We start from the raw sequence: 19,504 nt of genomic DNA, 5'->3' as shown, positions 1-19,504 counted from the left end.
CGATGAATTCGCAACATGCAGAGTATACGCAAGATCCTTTGTTATCGTGTTTGGTTCTTTTTACGAAACTTTATAACGTGCCTTACAGTGCCGAAGCACTGATTGCCGGGCTTCCGATTGAAAAAGGCATTAATTCGATTGAACTTTTTTCGATTCACGGCGGCGCTAAATCGCTTTTTTCGCGTGCCGCAAAACGTGCGGGTTTCGTCAGTCGCTTAGCGCAAAAGCCTTTAGACGAGCTTTCTTCTTTGGTGTTACCGTGTATTTTGGTGCTAAAAGATCGTTCGGCTTGCATTTTAGAAAGTTTCGATACTCATCGAAAACGTGCAAAAATTATTCATCCCGATCTTCCCGAAGGCGAAAACTGGGTCGATGTAGAAACCTTGTCGCAAGAGTATGCCGGTTTTTGTTTTCTTTTGAAAAAAGAGTTTATTGCCAACGAAAGCCGCAATAAAATTTTAGATACGATTTCGCACAGTTGGTTTTGGGGGACGATTAAACGTTCCAAATCGATTTACGTCGACGTCGTCGTCGCTTCTTTGGTCGTCAATATTTTCGTGCTTGCCAGCCCCTTATTTACGATGAACGTCTACGATCGCGTTATTCCGAATAACGCCGTAGAGACGCTTTGGGTTTTAGCGTTAGGCATTTTCGTCGTTTACGTATTGGACATCGTTTTGAAGTTTTTACGAGCCTATTTTTTAGAAATCGCCGGTAAAAAAAGCGACGTGATCATGTCTTCTATTTTGTTTGAAAAAGTGATGGACCTTAAGATGGCGTCCCGTCCGAAATCGGTAGGAGCCTTTGCGAGTAATTTACGCGATTTCGATTCGATTCGCAATTTTTTGACTTCGTCGACTTTGGTGGCACTGATTGATCTGCCTTTTGCATTTATCTTTTTGTTAACGACCTATTTTATAGCGGGATATTTGGTGATCGTTCCTATCGTCTTGATGTTGATGATTTTAGGTTATACGGTCATGATCAAAACGCCGATGCAAGAGAGCATCGAAAGTACGTACCAAGCTTCCGCGATTAAAAACGGTATTCTCATCGAGAGTTTGAACGCGCTTGAGACGATTAAAGCCCTCTCTGCCGGCGGGCATGCACAGTGGAAATGGGAAGAAGCCAGCGGCGAAATAGCGCAACGAAGTCTCAAATCGAAACTCCTGTCTAACTCCATTACGACCGTAACGTCGTTTTTAGTTCAACTCGACACGATTGCCGTCGTCGTTTTGGGCGTTTACATGATCAAAGAAGTGGAATTGACGATGGGCGGATTGATCGCCGCGGTTATTCTCTCCTCGCGTGCGATTGCGCCTATGGGGCAAGTTGCCGCGTTGATCGCCAGTTTTGAACAGACGCGTACGGCCTATAAAGCCTTAGACGATATTATGAAATTACCCGTCGAGCGACCCAGCGGTAAAAAATTTGTCAGACGCGAGCGATTTAACGGTAAAATCGAGTTTAAAAATGTGTCGTTTGCCTATCCCGAAAGCACGAAAAATGCTTTAGAAAACGTTTCGTTTAAAATTGAAGCGGGGGAAAAAGTCGGTATTTTAGGGCGTAACGGTTCGGGCAAAACGACGATTGAAAAGTTGATTTTGGGTTTATATGCACCGGATAACGGTTCCGTTCTAATCGACGGCATCGACATCAATCAAATCGATTCGGTGGATTTGCGTAAAAACATTGGATACGTACCGCAAGACGTCGTGCTCTTTTACGGCACGGTACGCGATAATATTATTTACAAGGCCCCTTACGTCGACGACGAAACGATTTTGAAAGCCGCTAAAATAGGAGGCGTGGACGAGTTTGTCGACAGCCATCCTTTGGGTTTTGATATGCCCGTTTTGGAGCGGGGAGAGGGAATTTCGGGAGGGCAAAGGCAAAGTATCGCCGTGGCGCGTGCTTTTTTGCTTGATACGCCGATTATGCTTTTGGACGAACCGACCAACTCTTTGGACAGTACATGTGAAAGTCGGATGAAGGTTTTATTGCAGGAAAATATCGGAAACAAAACGACATTGGTCATTACGCATAAGATGGCACTACTCGATTTGGTCGATCGCTTAATCGTCATCGACAACGCCAAAGTATTGCTTGACGGTAAAAAAGAGGACGTCTTGCGTCAACTGCAAGGAGGGCGTTCATGAAACAAAAATACGATGAACGTGATTTGGCGTTTATGTCGAGCCTGAGCGAAGCCGTTTTACAAAAAGTTCCCAATTCGTCTCGTAAAATGCTTTGGGTTATCGCCGTTGCGCTTTTTTGGCTGATCGTTTGGGCGAGTATCGCCGAAGTAGACGAATTGACGCGCGGCGAAGGCAAAGTGATCCCTTCGCAACAACTTCAAGTCATTCAAAATTTAGAAGGCGGTATCGTCTCGGAGATTTTGGTCAAAGAGGGCGATCATGTAACCAAGGGACAGGTTTTATTGAAAATCGACGACAAAAACTTCGTCGGTTCGTTCGGCGAAAATAAATTTCGTTATATCGAACTTAAAGCCAAATCGATTCGTTTGGAAGCCGAATCGAGCGGAAACGCGTTTACGCCGCTTGAAAATCCTAGTGAAGAGATGCGAAAACAGATGGAGTATGAAAGGAGTTTATACGACTCCAATCATGAGCAGCTCGGTAAAACGCTTCAAATTCTTCAAGAGCAAATGAAGCAAAAAAATAGCGAACTTTCCGAATTGGAATCCAAAGTAGCGCAACTGCAAAACAGTTACGATTTGGTGCAAAAAGAGATGAATATTATGGCACCTTTGGTTAAAAAAGGGTTGGTTTCCGAAATGGAATTTCTACAACTTAAACGTCAGGCAAGCACGATTCAAGGCGATTTACAAGCATCAAAATTGGCGATCCCAAGAGTTCAATCGGCGATTCAAGAAGCGCAAAACAAACTTGCCGGAGCGGAGTTGGAATTTCAAAATAAAGCCAAAAAAGAGTTAAACGAAGCCATTGCTGAAATGTCGCGACTTCAAGAACTCCAAACAAGCTTGGAAGATCGGGTTCAACGCACTTTGGTCAGAGCACCGGTGGACGGAACGGTGAAACAACTTTTGGTCAATACGGTCTCCGGCGTCGTGAAACCGGGCATGGATATTTTAGAAATCGTTCCTACCGAAGATACGTTGCTCATCGAGGCAAAAGTCAAACCTTCCGACGTTGCTTTTTTACGCTTGGGCTTGGATGCGACGGTTAAATTTACCGCTTACGATTTTTCGATTTACGGCGGATTGAAAGGAAAACTTGTTTTTATTAGTGCCGATACGATTACGAACGATAAAGGTGAAAGCTACTATCTTGTGCACATTAAGACGGATAAAAACCATCTAGGAACGGGCGAAAAACCGTTGGAATTAATGGTCGGTATGACGACGACGGTCGATATTTTAACCGGTAAAAAAACGGTTTTGGATTACCTTTTAAAACCTATTTTAAAGGCAAAAAACAATGCACTCAGGGAGCGCTAACATGGTTGTTTTTTATTCTTCGGATCGTGTAATCATCAACGTATGGAATGAAGCGTTCCGTACGCTAAAAACAATGACATGTAGCTTTTCGCACGAAACGGAGCTGGATGATTTTTTACAAAAAAACGATACTTCCATGCTTCTTTTCGTCGATACGCGCAACCGTACGATACCCGAAATCGAACGTCTTTTGGTCTCTTTACGAGAGCAATATTCCTTTGTACATGTTGTTATTTTTAGTGCCATGCCGACGTATGAAGAAGGCTCGAAATGGCTGGCGTTGGGTATCAAAGCATACGGAAACGTGCATATGGCACCGATTCATTTGCATGAGATTTATCACAGCGTTTCGGAAGGAAATATTTGGCTCTATCCCGAGTTTATTCAAACGATGATCCGAACGTTCAACACGCAAAAAACGATGACGCCTGCGAGCCATCCTCTTTTAAAACGTTTAACCCAAAAAGAACAAGAAGTCGCACTTTTGCTCAAAAAAGGTTTGAGTAATAAAGAAATCGCTCTACATGTAGGAATTACCGAACGAACGGTCAAAGCACATTTAAGTTCCATCTTTGAAAAAACGGGTGCTAAAGATCGTTTGGCCTTAGCGCTCATTCTCTAATTTTCACCCTTCGTTTTCCCCCCCCCTAAACAAGCCCTTTAAGATTATTGTACCAAAGTACAATAGTATTTTGTTTTCGATTGCGTTAGAATCGTATCAAATAAAATACATGAGGAGAGTTTGCTATGGCACTTTCTATCGGAACAATCAAGCAAATCAGCGGCATCGTAATGGCGCGTAATGCATCGGGAGAAGATCGTGTTTTAAAAGTCGGCGATACGCTCAATGCAGAAGACGTTATCAGTACGATCGGCGCAGGCTCCCATGTCGTCTTGACACTCAACGACGGTCGAGAAATCGTTCTCAACGGTAACGATAACGTTACTTTAGATCAAAGCGTTTACGTTCATGCTCAAAATTTCGCCGATGAATCCGTCGTGCAAGGTAAAACGATAGAAGCCGTCTCCTCCAACCAAAGCGTTGAAGATATCCAAGCGGCGCTTTTACGCGGAGAAGATATCTCCACTTTAGAAGCAACGGCGGCCGGTGGAGATACGGGTGCTAGTGCAAGCGGCGGTAACGTCGTCTCAGGCTTTGCTACCGCACAATACCTCGTGGGAGGAAACGAAAGCAGCGTTATTTCCGAACAACGCTCTTTAAATGCAAACCAAGATAGCAATAATACCTTTTCTTACGAAACAGCTTCTAGCGGTACGGTTGATACCACTATCCCGGCGGCACCGAGTATTACCTTAGACAGCGATACGGGAAGCTCTGCGAATGATGGCATCACTAAAACCGGTACCTACACCGTAACCGGTATCGAAAGCGGTGCAACGGTGGAATACAGCATCGATGGTGGAAACACATGGAGTACCACCCTACCAACGGCCGTGGAGGGAGCAAATACCATTGCGGTACGTCAAACCGATACCACCGGAAACACTTCCGCACCCGCAACGCTTACCTTTACGCTCGATACCCACGTGGCGGCACCTACGGGTGTATTGCCAGAAGACGATGGTACGAACGATACGGGCGTTTTCACTAGCGATAACATCACCGCGAATACCAAACCGACTCTCAGCGGAACAGCAGAAATGGGTAGCACCGTCGATGTGACGCTCAACGGACATATCTATACAACAACGGCAGATGCAACAGGCAAATGGAGCGTTGCCGTAGCGGATCCCTTACCGGATGGAACCTATACGCCAAGCATTAAAGCAACTGATACTGCAGGCAACAGTACTACCGCAAACGGTGAGACTTTCACGGTCGAGACAACCGCTCCGACCCTTGCGATCGGCGCGAGCGATACCAACCTTGCCGCCGGCGAATCCACGACGATTACCTTTAGCTTTAGCGAAACGCCAAGCGGTTTCGATACGAACGATATTAGCGTCACGGGCGGAACGTTGAGTTCCTTAACGCAAAGCAGCAGCGATCCTAAAGTCTGGACGGCGACCTTTACCCAAAGCGGTACGGAGACGCCAAGCATTAGTGTTGCGAATGAGAGCTATACCGATCTTGCCGGTAATAAAGGTAGCGGTGCGACCTTACCGCTGAGCGCAGATACCGTGGCTCCGACCCTTGCGATCGGCGCGAGCGATACCAACCTTGCCGCCGGCGAATCCACGACGATTACCTTTAGCTTTAGCGAAACGCCAAGCGGTTTCGATACGAACGATATTAGCGTCACGGGCGGAACGTTGAGTTCCTTAACGCAAAGCAGCAGCGATCCTAAAGTCTGGACGGCGACCTTTACCCAAAGCGGTACGGAGACGCCAAGCATTAGTGTTGCGAATGAGAGCTATACCGATCTTGCCGGTAATAAAGGTAGCGGTGCGACCTTACCGCTGAGCGCAGATACCGTGGCTCCGACCCTTGCGATCGGCGCGAGCGATACCAACCTTGCCGCCGGCGAATCCACGACGATTACCTTTAGCTTTAGCGAAACGCCAAGCGGTTTCGATACGAACGATATTAGCGTCACGGGCGGAACGTTGAGTTCCTTAACGCAAAGCAGCAGCGATCCTAAAGTCTGGACGGCGACCTTTACCCAAAGCGGTACGGAGACGCCAAGCATTAGTGTTGCGAATGAGAGCTATACCGATCTTGCCGGTAATAAAGGTAGCGGTGCGACCTTACCGCTGAGCGCAGATACCGTGGCTCCGACCCTTGCGATCGGCGCGAGCGATACCAACCTTGCCGCCGGCGAATCCACGACGATTACCTTTAGCTTTAGCGAAACGCCAAGCGGTTTCGATACGAACGATATTAGCGTCACGGGCGGAACGTTGAGTTCCTTAACGCAAAGCAGCAGCGATCCTAAAGTCTGGACGGCGACCTTTACCCAAAGCGGTACGGATACGCCAAGCATTAGTGTTGCGAATGAGAGCTATACCGATCTTGCCGGTAATAAAGGTAGCGGTGCGACCTTACCGCTGAGCGCAGATACCGTGGCTCCGACCCTTGCGATCGGCGCGAGCGATACCAACCTTGCCGCCGGCGAATCCACGACGATTACCTTTAGCTTTAGCGAAACGCCAAGCGGTTTCGATACGAACGATATTAGCGTCACGGGCGGAACGTTGAGTTCCTTAACGCAAAGCAGCAGCGATCCTAAAGTCTGGACGGCGACCTTTACCCAAAGCGGTACGGATACGCCAAGCATTAGTGTTGCGAATGAGAGCTATACCGATCTTGCCGGTAATAAAGGTAGCGGTGCGACCTTACCGCTGAGCGCAGATACCGTGGCTCCGACCCTTGCGATCGGCGCGAGCGATACCAACCTTGCCGCCGGCGAATCCACGACGATTACCTTTAGCTTTAGCGAAACGCCAAGCGGTTTCGATACGAACGATATTAGCGTCACGGGCGGAACGTTGAGTTCCTTAACGCAAAGCAGCAGCGATCCTAAAGTCTGGACGGCGACCTTTACCCAAAGCGGTACGGAGACGCCAAGCATTAGTGTTGCGAATGAGAGCTATACCGATCTTGCCGGTAATAAAGGTAGCGGTGCGACCTTACCGCTGAGCGCAGATACCGTGGCTCCGACCCTTGCGATCGGCGCGAGCGATACCAACCTTGCCGCCGGCGAATCCACGACGATTACCTTTAGCTTTAGCGAAACGCCAAGCGGTTTCGATACGAACGATATTAGCGTCACGGGCGGAACGTTGAGTTCCTTAACGCAAAGCAGCAGCGATCCTAAAGTCTGGACGGCGACCTTTACCCAAAGCGGTACGGAGACGCCAAGCATTAGTGTTGCGAATGAGAGCTATACCGATCTTGCCGGTAATAAAGGTAGCGGTGCGACCTTACCGCTGAGCGCAGATACCGTGGCTCCGACCCTTGCGATCGGCGCGAGCGATACCAACCTTGCCGCCGGCGAATCCACGACGATTACCTTTAGCTTTAGCGAAACGCCAAGCGGTTTCGATACGAACGATATTAGCGTCACGGGCGGAACGTTGAGTTCCTTAACGCAAAGCAGCAGCGATCCTAAAGTCTGGACGGCGACCTTTACCCAAAGCGGTACGGATACGCCAAGCATTAGTGTTGCGAATGAGAGCTATACCGATCTTGCCGGTAATAAAGGTAGCGGTGCGACCTTACCGCTGAGCGCAGATACCGTGGCTCCGACCCTTGCGATCGGCGCGAGCGATACCAACCTTGCCGCCGGCGAATCCACGACGATTACCTTTAGCTTTAGCGAAACGCCAAGCGGTTTCGATACGAACGATATTAGCGTCACGGGCGGAACGTTGAGTTCCTTAACGCAAAGCAGCAGCGATCCTAAAGTCTGGACGGCGACCTTTACCCAAAGCGGTACGGAGACGCCAAGCATTAGTGTTGCGAATGAGAGCTATACCGATCTTGCCGGTAATAAAGGTAGCGGTGCGACCTTACCGCTGAGCGCAGATACCGTGGCTCCGACCCTTGCGATCGGCGCGAGCGATACCAACCTTGCCGCCGGCGAATCCACGACGATTACCTTTAGCTTTAGCGAAACGCCAAGCGGTTTCGATACGAACGATATTAGCGTCACGGGCGGAACGTTGAGTTCCTTAACGCAAAGCAGCAGCGATCCTAAAGTCTGGACGGCGACCTTTACCCAAAGCGGTACGGATACGCCAAGCATTAGTGTTGCGAATGAGAGCTATACCGATCTTGCCGGTAATAAAGGTAGCGGTGCGACCTTACCGCTGAGCGCAGATACCGTGGCTCCGACCCTTGCGATCGGCGCGAGCGATACCAACCTTGCCGCCGGCGAATCCACGACGATTACCTTTAGCTTTAGCGAAACGCCAAGCGGTTTCGATACGAACGATATTAGCGTCACGGGCGGAACGTTGAGTTCCTTAACGCAAAGCAGCAGCGATCCTAAAGTCTGGACGGCGACCTTTACCCAAAGCGGTACGGATACGCCAAGCATTAGTGTTGCGAATGAGAGCTATACCGATCTTGCCGGTAATAAAGGTAGCGGTGCGACCTTACCGCTGAGCGCAGATACCGTGGCTCCGACCCTTGCGATCGGCGCGAGCGATACCAACCTTGCCGCCGGCGAATCCACGACGATTACCTTTAGCTTTAGCGAAACGCCAAGCGGTTTCGATACGAACGATATTAGCGTCACGGGCGGAACGTTGAGTTCCTTAACGCAAAGCAGCAGCGATCCTAAAGTCTGGACGGCGACCTTTACCCAAAGCGGTACGGAGACGCCAAGCATTAGTGTTGCGAATGAGAGCTATACCGATCTTGCCGGTAATAAAGGTAGCGGTGCGACCTTACCGCTGAGCGCAGATACCGTGGCTCCGACCCTTGCGATCGGCGCGAGCGATACCAACCTTGCCGCCGGCGAATCCACGACGATTACCTTTAGCTTTAGCGAAACGCCAAGCGGTTTCGATACGAACGATATTAGCGTCACGGGCGGAACGTTGAGTTCCTTAACGCAAAGCAGCAGCGATCCTAAAGTCTGGACGGCGACCTTTACCCAAAGCGGTACGGATACGCCAAGCATTAGTGTTGCGAATGAGAGCTATACCGATCTTGCCGGTAATAAAGGTAGCGGTGCGACCTTACCGCTGAGCGCAGATACCGTGGCTCCGACCCTTGCGATCGGCGCGAGCGATACCAACCTTGCCGCCGGCGAATCCACGACGATTACCTTTAGCTTTAGCGAAACGCCAAGCGGTTTCGATACGAACGATATTAGCGTCACGGGCGGAACGTTGAGTTCCTTAACGCAAAGCAGCAGCGATCCTAAAGTCTGGACGGCGACCTTTACCCAAAGCGGTACGGAGACGCCAAGCATTAGTGTTGCGAATGAGAGCTATACCGATCTTGCCGGTAATAAAGGTAGCGGTGCGACCTTACCGCTGAGCGCAGATACCGTGGCTCCGACCCTTGCGATCGGCGCGAGCGATACCAACCTTGCCGCCGGCGAATCCACGACGATTACCTTTAGCTTTAGCGAAACGCCAAGCGGTTTCGATACGAACGATATTAGCGTCACGGGCGGAACGTTGAGTTCCTTAACGCAAAGCAGCAGCGATCCTAAAGTCTGGACGGCGACCTTTACCCAAAGCGGTACGGATACGCCAAGCATTAGTGTTGCGAATGAGAGCTATACCGATCTTGCCGGTAATAAAGGTAGCGGTGCGACCTTACCGCTGAGCGCAGATACCGTGGCTCCGACCCTTGCGATCGGCGCGAGCGATACCAACCTTGCCGCCGGCGAATCCACGACGATTACCTTTAGCTTTAGCGAAACGCCAAGCGGTTTCGATACGAACGATATTAGCGTCACGGGCGGAACGTTGAGTTCCTTAACGCAAAGCAGCAGCGATCCTAAAGTCTGGACGGCGACCTTTACCCAAAGCGGTACGGATACGCCAAGCATTAGTGTTGCGAATGAGAGCTATACCGATCTTGCCGGTAATAAAGGTAGCGGTGCGACCTTACCGCTGAGCGCAGATACCGTGGCTCCGACCCTTGCGATCGGCGCGAGCGATACCAACCTTGCCGCCGGCGAATCCACGACGATTACCTTTAGCTTTAGCGAAACGCCAAGCGGTTTCGATACGAACGATATTAGCGTCACGGGCGGAACGTTGAGTTCCTTAACGCAAAGCAGCAGCGATCCTAAAGTCTGGACGGCGACCTTTACCCAAAGCGGTACGGATACGCCAAGCATTAGTGTTGCGAATGAGAGCTATACCGATCTTGCCGGTAATAAAGGTAGCGGTGCGACCTTACCGCTGAGCGCAGATACCGTGGCTCCGACCCTTGCGATCGGCGCGAGCGATACCAACCTTGCCGCCGGCGAATCCACGACGATTACCTTTAGCTTTAGCGAAACGCCAAGCGGTTTCGATACGAACGATATTAGCGTCACGGGCGGAACGTTGAGTTCCTTAACGCAAAGCAGCAGCGATCCTAAAGTCTGGACGGCGACCTTTACCCAAAGCGGTACGGATACGCCAAGCATTAGTGTTGCGAATGAGAGCTATACCGATCTTGCCGGTAATAAAGGTAGCGGTGCGACCTTACCGCTGAGCGCAGATACCGTGGCTCCGACCCTTGCGATCGGCGCGAGCGATACCAACCTTGCCGCCGGCGAATCCACGACGATTACCTTTAGCTTTAGCGAAACGCCAAGCGGTTTCGATACGAACGATATTAGCGTCACGGGCGGAACGTTGAGTTCCTTAACGCAAAGCAGCAGCGATCCTAAAGTCTGGACGGCGACCTTTACCCAAAGCGGTACGGATACGCCAAGCATTAGTGTTGCGAATGAGAGCTATACCGATCTTGCCGGTAATAAAGGTAGCGGTGCGACCTTACCGCTGAGCGCAGATACCGTGGCTCCGACCCTTGCGATCGGCGCGAGCGATACCAACCTTGCCGCCGGCGAATCCACGACGATTACCTTTAGCTTTAGCGAAACGCCAAGCGGTTTCGATACGAACGATATTAGCGTCACGGGCGGAACGTTGAGTTCCTTAACGCAAAGCAGCAGCGATCCTAAAGTCTGGACGGCGACCTTTACCCAAAGCGGTACGGAGACGCCAAGCATTAGTGTTGCGAATGAGAGCTATACCGATCTTGCCGGTAATAAAGGTAGCGGTGCGACCTTACCGCTGAGCGCAGATACCGTGGCTCCGACCCTTGCGATCGGCGCGAGCGATACCAACCTTGCCGCCGGCGAATCCACGACGATTACCTTTAGCTTTAGCGAAACGCCAAGCGGTTTCGATACGAACGATATTAGCGTCACGGGCGGAACGTTGAGTTCCTTAACGCAAAGCAGCAGCGATCCTAAAGTCTGGACGGCGACCTTTACCCAAAGCGGTACGGAGACGCCAAGCATTAGTGTTGCGAATGAGAGCTATACCGATCTTGCCGGTAATAAAGGTAGCGGTGCGACCTTACCGCTGAGCGCAGATACCGTGGCTCCGACCCTTGCGATCGGCGCGAGCGATACCAACCTTGCCGCCGGCGAATCCACGACGATTACCTTTAGCTTTAGCGAAACGCCAAGCGGTTTCGATACGAACGATATTAGCGTCACGGGCGGAACGTTGAGTTCCTTAACGCAAAGCAGCAGCGATCCTAAAGTCTGGACGGCGACCTTTACCCAAAGCGGTACGGATACGCCAAGCATTAGTGTTGCGAATGAGAGCTATACCGATCTTGCCGGTAATAAAGGTAGCGGTGCGACCTTACCGCTGAGCGCAGATACCGTGGCTCCGACCCTTGCGATCGGCGCGAGCGATACCAACCTTGCCGCCGGCGAATCCACGACGATTACCTTTAGCTTTAGCGAAACGCCAAGCGGTTTCGATACGAACGATATTAGCGTCACGGGCGGAACGTTGAGTTCCTTAACGCAAAGCAGCAGCGATCCTAAAGTCTGGACGGCGACCTTTACCCAAAGCGGTACGGAGACGCCAAGCATTAGTGTTGCGAATGAGAGCTATACCGATCTTGCCGGTAATAAAGGTAGCGGTGCGACCTTACCGCTGAGCGCAGATACCGTGGCTCCGACCCTTGCGATCGGCGCGAGCGATACCAACCTTGCCGCCGGCGAATCCACGACGATTACCTTTAGCTTTAGCGAAACGCCAAGCGGTTTCGATACGAACGATATTAGCGTCACGGGCGGAACGTTGAGTTCCTTAACGCAAAGCAGCAGCGATCCTAAAGTCTGGACGGCGACCTTTACCCAAAGCGGTACGGAGACGCCAAGCATTAGTGTTGCGAATGAGAGCTATACCGATCTTGCCGGTAATAAAGGTAGCGGTGCGACCTTACCGCTGAGCGCAGATACCGTGGCTCCGACCCTTGCGATCGGCGCGAGCGATACCAACCTTGCCGCCGGCGAATCCACGACGATTACCTTTAGCTTTAGCGAAACGCCAAGCGGTTTCGATACGAACGATATTAGCGTCACGGGCGGAACGTTGAGTTCCTTAACGCAAAGCAGCAGCGATCCTAAAGTCTGGACGGCGACCTTTACCCAAAGCGGTACGGATACGCCAAGCATTAGTGTTGCGAATGAGAGCTATACCGATCTTGCCGGTAATAAAGGTAGCGGTGCGACCTTACCGCTGAGCGCAGATACCGTGGCTCCGACCCTTGCGATCGGCGCGAGCGATACCAACCTTGCCGCCGGCGAATCCACGACGATTACCTTTAGCTTTAGCGAAACGCCAAGCGGTTTCGATACGAACGATATTAGCGTCACGGGCGGAACGTTGAGTTCCTTAACGCAAAGCAGCAGCGATCCTAAAGTCTGGACGGCGACCTTTACCCAAAGCGGTACGGATACGCCAAGCATTAGTGTTGCGAATGAGAGCTATACCGATCTTGCCGGTAATAAAGGTAGCGGTGCGACCTTACCGCTGAGCGCAGATACCGTGGCTCCGACCCTTGCGATCGGCGCGAGCGATACCAACCTTGCCGCCGGCGAATCCACGACGATTACCTTTAGCTTTAGCGAAACGCCAAGCGGTTTCGATACGAACGATATTAGCGTCACGGGCGGAACGTTGAGTTCCTTAACGCAAAGCAGCAGCGATCCTAAAGTCTGGACGGCGACCTTTACCCAAAGCGGTACGGATACGCCAAGCATTAGTGTTGCGAATGAGAGCTATACCGATCTTGCCGGTAATAAAGGTAGCGGTGCGACCTTACCGCTGAGCGCAGATACCGTGGCTCCGACCCTTGCGATCGGCGCGAGCGATACCAACCTTGCCGCCGGCGAATCCACGACGATTACCTTTAGCTTTAGCGAAACGCCAAGCGGTTTCGATACGAACGATATTAGCGTCACGGGCGGAACGTTGAGTTCCTTAACGCAAAGCAGCAGCGATCCTAAAGTCTGGACGGCGACCTTTACCCAAAGCGGTACGGATACGCCAAGCATTAGTGTTGCGAATGAGAGCTATACCGATCTTGCCGGTAATAAAGGTAGCGGTGCGACCTTACCGCTGAGCGCAGATACCGTGGCTCCGACCCTTGCGATCGGCGCGAGCGATACCAACCTTGCCGCCGGCGAATCCACGACGATTACCTTTAGCTTTAGCGAAACGCCAAGCGGTTTCGATACGAACGATATTAGCGTCACGGGCGGAACGTTGAGTTCCTTAACGCAAAGCAGCAGCGATCCTAAAGTCTGGACGGCGACCTTTACCCAAAGCGGTACGGATACGCCAAGCATTAGTGTTGCGAATGAGAGCTATACCGATCTTGCCGGTAATAAAGGTAGCGGTGCGACCTTACCGCTGAGCGCAGATACCGTGGCTCCGACCCTTGCGATCGGCGCGAGCGATACCAACCTTGCCGCCGGCGAATCCACGACGATTACCTTTAGCTTTAGCGAAACGCCAAGCGGTTTCGATACGAACGATATTAGCGTCACGGGCGGAACGTTGAGTTCCTTAACGCAAAGCAGCAGCGATCCTAAAGTCTGGACGGCGACCTTTACCCAAAGCGGTACGGATACGCCAAGCATTAGTGTTGCGAATGAGAGCTATACCGATCTTGCCGGTAATAAAGGTAGCGGTGCGACCTTACCGCTGAGCGCAGATACCGTGGCTCCGACCCTTGCGATCGGCGCGAGCGATACCAACCTTGCCGCCGGCGAATCCACGACGATTACCTTTAGCTTTAGCGAAACGCCAAGCGGTTTCGATACGAACGATATTAGCGTCACGGGCGGAACGTTGAGTTCCTTAACGCAAAGCAGCAGCGATCCTAAAGTCTGGACGGCGACCTTTACCCAAAGCGGTACGGAGACGCCAAGCATTAGTGTTGCGAATGAGAGCTATACCGATCTTGCCGGTAATAAAGGTAGCGGTGCGACCTTACCGCTGAGCGCAGATACCGTGGCTCCGACCCTTGCGATCGGCGCGAGCGATACCAACCTTGCCGCCGGCGAATCCACGACGATTACCTTTAGCTTTAGCGAAACGCCAAGCGGTTTCGATACGAACGATATTAGCGTCACGGGCGGAACGTTGAGTTCCTTAACGCAAAGCAGCAGCGATCCTAAAGTCTGGACGGCGACCTTTACCCAAAGCGGTACGGATACGCCAAGCATTAGTGTTGCGAATGAGAGCTATACCGATCTTGCCGGTAATAAAGGTAGCGGTGCGACCTTACCGCTGAGCGCAGATACCGTGGCTCCGACCCTTGCGATCGGCGCGAGCGATACCAACCTTGCCGCCGGCGAATCCACGACGATTACCTTTAGCTTTAGCGAAACGCCAAGCGGTTTCGATACGAACGATATTAGCGTCACGGGCGGAACGTTGAGTTCCTTAACGCAAAGCAGCAGCGATCCTAAAGTCTGGACGGCGACCTTTACCCAAAGCGGTACGGAGACGCCAAGCATTAGTGTTGCGAATGAGAGCTATACCGATCTTGCCGGTAATAAAGGTAGCGGTGCGACCTTACCGCTGAGCGCAGATACCGTGGCTCCGACCCTTGCGATCGGCGCGAGCGATACCAACCTTGCCGCCGGCGAATCCACGACGATTACCTTTAGCTTTAGCGAAACGCCAAGCGGTTTCGATACGAACGATATTAGCGTCACGGGCGGAACGTTGAGTTCCTTAACGCAAAGCAGCAGCGATCCTAAAGTCTGGACGGCGACCTTTACCCAAAGCGGTACGGATACGCCAAGCATTAGTGTTGCGAATGAGAGCTATACCGATCTTGCCGGTAATAAAGGTAGCGGTGCGACCTTACCGCTGAGCGCAGATACCGTGGCTCCGACCCTTGCGATCGGCGCGAGCGATACCAACCTTGCCGCCGGCGAATCCACGACGATTACCTTTAGCTTTAGCGAAACGCCAAGCGGTTTCGATACGAACGATATTAGCGTCACGGGCGGAACGTTGAGTTCCTTAACGCAAAGCAGCAGCGATCCTAAAGTCTGGACGGCGACCTTTACCCAAAGCGGTACGGATACGCCAAGCATTAGTGTTGCGAATGAGAGCTATACCGATCTTGCCGGTAATAAAGGTAGCGGTGCGACCTTACCGCTGAGCGCAGATACCGTGGCTCCGACCCTTGCGATCGGCGCGAGCGATACCAACCTTGCCGCCGGCGAATCCACGACGATTACCTTTAGCTTTAGCGAAACGCCAAGCGGTTTCGATACGAACGATATTAGCGTCACGGGCGGAACGTTGAGTTCCTTAACGCAAAGCAGCAGCGATCCTAAAGTCTGGACGGCGACCTTTACCCAAAGCGGTACGGAGACGCCAAGCATTAGTGTTGCGAATGAGAGCTATACCGATCTTGCCGGTAATAAAGGTAGCGGTGCGACCTTTGATTGGAATAGTGTTCCAGAAGCAAAAGACGATACGTATTTGATAAGCGGTTTAAAAGGGGAGTATTATGTTTATAATGATAGCGGTGCAAACTCGGATGGATCTAATTTAAGCAGTATTACTCAAGTTGAAAACTTTATAGCAAGCCAAACGACTCCGGATGCGACATTTACCGCAACGGCACTTAATTACGGAGGCGTCAGTAATAATTTAGGTAGCAGCGGTAGTTTAGCAACCTTTTTAGGTACGAATGCTACTCACTTAAGTATAGGAAACGATACGGGATCGGATGCTATTATCAAACTTACGGGAAGTATGGAATTAAGTGCAGGGAATTACTCCTTTAAAGTCACTTCCGACGACGGTTATGCCATTTATATAGATGGAGTAGCGGTATCATCTTATAACGGTAATCGTTCGTCAAACGAGACGAAGAGCGACTTTTCGATTACGACAAGCGGTACACATGAAATATCGATCGTTTATTGGGATCAAGGCGGGCAAGCCGTTTTAAAAGTAGAATTAAGTAACGACGGAGGCAATAACTATCATATCCTCTCAAGTACGACGGATAATCTTACATGTCATAATGATACGTTAACAACCAATGAAGATACATCGTTGAGTATTCCTACTTCTGCTTTACTCGGTAACGATAGTGATAACGACGGAGATACGCTAAGTGTCATTGACGTATCCAATGCAATGCACGGTACGGTTTCGCTTGCAAGCGGTCATATTACGTTTATACCGGAGATAAATTATCATGGAGAAGCATCCTTTACGTATACGATCAGTGATGGCAAAGGAGGAAGCGACACGGCCACCGTAACCTTATACGTCAACGCGGTAAATGATGCGCCGACATCGATCGATGATACAATCTCGATTACAGAGGATACGCCTTATACGCTTCATGCAAGCGATTTTGGAACTTACGGTGATATCGACGGAGATAGTTTAGTTTCGATTCGTATCGATTCTTTACCGACAAACGGAACACTTTATCTTAATGGCACGGCAGTCAGTGCTAATACGATTATCTCCGTTGAAGATATTAATAGCGAAAAATTAACGTTTGACCCAACGGACAATAGCGATGCAGACGGTTCTTTTTCGTTTAGCGTCAGTGACGGTAAAGCGTGGAGTGCTCATTCGTATACAACCTCTATAGATATTGCGGCAGTTGCCGATACTCCGTCTTTAAATGCCACCGTCGGTTCTAGCGTAACAACATCTATACTTGTAAGTTACGGAACGACGGAACTCTTTACGGTCGATAATAACGGTACGATTACGCCGATTATTAGTAATGCAAATGTCATTAGCCAAACATTTAATAGCGGTAATTTAAACGGATCGAATACCGCATCGGATTTTATTACGATTTTAGGTGACATTAACAGTAATCAAATCCACAGTATTAACGGTGCGGACGGAACAGGTACGTATGACGTCGTTTATTTGGGCAAAGGTGCATCTCACTATACGTTTAGCAATATTAACGACCACAATAATGTTAATTCCGGTATGGACGGGACGTTGATTGACAAAGATACCGGTGCTTCGGTGTCTTTCAATAATATAGAAGGGTTTGTATTTGCGGACGGGTCGATTTACGGACAAAGTGCTTTCAGTACAACGACTTTTACACACTATACGTTAAATGTCACTTCTAACCTTATCGATCGAGACGGTAGTGAAGCATTAAGTCTTATCATTTCGGGAGTACCCGCTGGAGTGACACTCAGTGAAGGCGTATTGCAAGCGGACGGAACATGGATGATTAGTACGAATAGCTTAGACTATACTAAAGGTTTAACGTTAAGCGTCTCTTCTTCCGTATCAAACGATTTTGATATTACGATTAAAGCAATCGCAACGGAGCAAAACGGCGGAGATAGCGCGTTTACTTCTCAAACGGTTTCTATAGCCGTGGCGGATATTCCCGTATTAAGCGTTTCAGATATTTATGCGACAAACCAAGGTTCAACCGTAATTTCAACAAATAATAGCGATGTTGCTATTACGCAAGCCGGTACCAATACGAGCAGCGGTGTGTCTCAAGCAAATCTTGAAACGGAATTGGGGCTTTCGTCCGGTTATCTCGACGGATTTAATCCAACCGGCGGTAAAGTGAGCGATCCCGGAAATGTTAACGTCATTGACGGGAAAGTATCGGAGTCTCATTATTCGTTAACGTCCGGTATGATGATTTCGTGGGATTATATCTTTAAAAACGGAGAAAATACGGTTTCAGAAATACAAAACGGTTACAATGATTTAGTTGTTTTGATAGTCACGGATCCTAACGGCAATAGATCTTCAACGATTGTTTCTGCATCGGAAATAACATCGACGACATTAACCAATAGCGGTTCGTATAGTTATACGGCTACTTCAAACGGAGACTATACGTTTCAATGGCTTATTTTAAACGGAGGGGATAGTAATAAAGATTCTTCGCTTTCACTCTCGAATGCCAATATTACTCTTTCAGGATCGACAACGGCATACGGTAGTCCTATCGCTCTTCATCTTTATGCCGCTTCTTCCGATTTGGACGGTTCGGAAAGTGTGAGCGTTTCGTTAGCAGGAATTCCTACCGGTGCTATATTAACGGCGGGGACTCATAATAGTGACGGAACATGGACTTTGACGGCGGATCAATTGAAAAATCTTTATTTGCTCCCTGCCGACAATTATACCGGAACAATCAATATTACCGTCACGGCTACGGCCACGGAATCCAACGGTAGTCATGCGAGTACGAGCGATAGCTTTAGTATCGTCGTTACAGAAACAACTAATACCTACTCTTCCGCAACGGAAGGCAATGATACGATTAACGGTACTTCTTCAAACGATTTGATTCGCGGTTATGCCGGAGATGACGTTATTAATGCCGGAGACGGGAACGATGTTATCTACGGCGGTGCAGGAAATGACGTTATTAATGCCGGAGACGGGAGCGATGTTCTTTACGGCGGTGCTGGAGCCGATAAACTCTACGGAGGAGCCGGTAACGATACGCTCGTATACGATGCTGCTGATACCGTTATCGATGGTGGAACGGCTCTTGATACGCTGTTGTTTGCTTCAAACGCAACAGTCAATTTGAGCGGTATTTCAGACGGAAAAATTGAGAGTATCGAAGTCTTAGATATGACGAAAGCCAGTATTAAAATGACGCTAAATCCGGCGGATGTTCTCAATATTACCGATGATACCCATACGGTTTTAAAAGTGCTGGGCAGTAACGACGATACGATCTCGGGTACCGGTTGGACGGCAAGTACCGATACGACGGGGTTAGATGTCGGATTTACGCGCTATGAGGCCACGGTCGGCGGAAGCACGATTAAAATCGATGTTCAAGACAGTATCGTCCATACGGATTTTAAATAATATTTTAATATGTAAAAAGAGGAGGGAAGGCGTATATGCTTCTTCTCTTCTTTTTATTGCTATCGATAATTTTGACAAATAATAATTCTTTTTTGATTTTTGAAACAATTTGATTTAAAGGACGTCATTTTTGTAAAAGTAACGCATTGGTTACAAAGAATTTTTTTGTCATTTTGTAAAGGTGCTTTAAGCATTACTATA

General features: G+C 49.7%; 4 protein-coding genes. All 4 read left to right on the top strand.

The features are described 5' to 3' along the window. Positions 1-2 precede the first annotated feature (2 nt). Positions 3-2,159, top strand: coding sequence for a type I secretion system permease/ATPase (locus tag NL930_RS08720; protein WP_254376405.1), 2,157 nt, complete (start codon positions 3-5; stop codon positions 2,157-2,159). Beyond that, positions 2,156-3,481, top strand: a complete 1,326-nt coding sequence (locus tag NL930_RS08715) for an HlyD family type I secretion periplasmic adaptor subunit (RefSeq protein WP_254376404.1) — start codon at positions 2,156-2,158, stop codon at positions 3,479-3,481. The genes NL930_RS08720 and NL930_RS08715 overlap by 4 nt, the downstream gene beginning before the upstream one ends. 1 nt (position 3,482) lies before the next feature. Beyond that, a complete protein-coding gene (locus tag NL930_RS08710; protein ID WP_254376403.1) occupies positions 3,483-4,103 on the top strand; it encodes a response regulator transcription factor in 621 nt (206 codons plus the stop codon). A gap of 125 nt (positions 4,104-4,228) precedes the next feature. Beyond that, positions 4,229-19,303 (top strand): retention module-containing protein, encoded by a 15,075-nt coding sequence (locus NL930_RS08705; RefSeq protein WP_354672752.1) that lies wholly within the window; start codon positions 4,229-4,231, stop codon positions 19,301-19,303. Positions 19,304-19,504: the final 201 nt, after the last annotated feature.

The sequence above is a fragment of the Sulfurospirillum sp. hDNRA2 genome (genome assembly GCF_024206095.2).
Classification (GTDB): Bacteria; Campylobacterota; Campylobacteria; order Campylobacterales; family Sulfurospirillaceae; genus Sulfurospirillum.
Note: the sequence above shows the minus strand (reverse complement) of the source record. Positions and strands in the feature narration are given on the sequence as shown.

Excerpts from the sequence above, each read along its gene's own strand:
- NL930_RS08720 (WP_254376405.1), top strand. The coding sequence starts at position 3 with ATGAATTCGCAACATGCAGAGTATACGCAAGATCCTTTGTTATCGTGT.
- NL930_RS08715 (WP_254376404.1), top strand. The coding sequence starts at position 2,156 with ATGAAACAAAAATACGATGAACGTGATTTGGCGTTTATGTCGAGCCTG.
- NL930_RS08710 (WP_254376403.1), top strand. The coding sequence starts at position 3,483 with ATGGTTGTTTTTTATTCTTCGGATCGTGTAATCATCAACGTATGGAAT.
- NL930_RS08705 (WP_354672752.1), top strand. The coding sequence starts at position 4,229 with ATGGCACTTTCTATCGGAACAATCAAGCAAATCAGCGGCATCGTAATG.